1 protein-coding gene is annotated in these 589 nt (G+C 69.9%); it reads right to left on the reverse strand.

The annotated features are described in order from the left end of the window. A partial coding sequence (locus C5E41_RS33050; RefSeq protein WP_258081426.1) for a hypothetical protein occupies nucleotides 1-589 on the reverse strand: 589 nt, incomplete at both ends.

The following is a 589-nucleotide window of genomic DNA, read 5'->3' on the forward strand; positions in this document are numbered from 1 at the left end:
AGTACTGGATCGCGGCGCCGATCGCGACCGGGGCGGTCACGAGGATCTGGCCGGCGAGCACACCCAGGAAGCCGACGGCGGCGGCACCGGCGACACAGCCGCCGAGCGGGCCGAGGCCGAACAGGGTGGCCAGCGCACCGGTGGCGACGACACCGAGGGCAGCGCCCGCGATGCAGCCGATGGCCGCGCCGCCGATACCACCGACCAGGGTGCCGATGGTGGCGCCGGTGGAGATGGTGTCCTTCAGACGGGTGAAGGCCGCGACCTCACGGTCGTACGGGGTCTTCCAGGGAGCCGACTCCTCGAAGGGCAGCGCGACCGGCTTGTAGACCGCGTGCTGCTCGTCGAACTGCGGGGTCAGCGTGGCGGTGTTACCGGAGATGTCGGCGGCGATCGGGAACTCGAAGTCGTCGACCCGGAAGTTCAGCGGGGTGCCGGCGAGCACGGTGCCGTTGGCGGCCTTGATCTTCAGCATGCCGTCTTCGTTGACGATCGAGCCGCCGTCGGTCTTGATAACGGCCTTGTCGTTGTCGACGACGCTGGCCTTGTAGTAGACGCTCTCGGGCGCCGCGGGAGCAGCGGGGTCGGC

Source organism: Nocardia nova, from assembly GCF_002933465.1.
In the GTDB taxonomy this organism is placed as follows: Bacteria; Actinomycetota; Actinomycetes; order Mycobacteriales; family Mycobacteriaceae; genus Nocardia; species Nocardia nova_B.